Annotated in this window: 1 protein-coding gene; it reads left to right on the top strand. The window is 56.2% G+C overall.

Annotated features, from left to right (window positions below; translation table 11 throughout):
* Nucleotides 1-226, top strand: a 226-nt coding sequence (locus HEN33_RS26065; RefSeq protein WP_445297919.1) for a DUF968 domain-containing protein, incomplete at both ends; no start/stop codon positions are given.

The following is a 226-nucleotide window of genomic DNA, read 5'->3' as shown; positions in this document are numbered from 1 at the left end:
CCGCAATCAGGTGGCGGACGCGCTACCGGAAGCGGTATTACGTCGTTCGCTGGGGTTGCGTGCGGAAAAAATCCGCTCCGTATACCGTGAAAGCGACATCATACCGGGAGAACAGACCGCCACCAGCATACTGAAGCAGCGCACAAAAAATATTGCGCTACCGCCTCACACCCACCAGCAACAGAACCCACCACAGGAAAAGACGGTGGTCAGCATTGCCGTTGAT

Source organism: Escherichia sp. 94.0001 (assembly GCF_013369155.2).
GTDB classification, from domain to species: Bacteria; Pseudomonadota; Gammaproteobacteria; order Enterobacterales; family Enterobacteriaceae; genus Escherichia; species Escherichia coli_F.
This window is presented reverse-complemented; position numbering and strand designations above follow the sequence as displayed.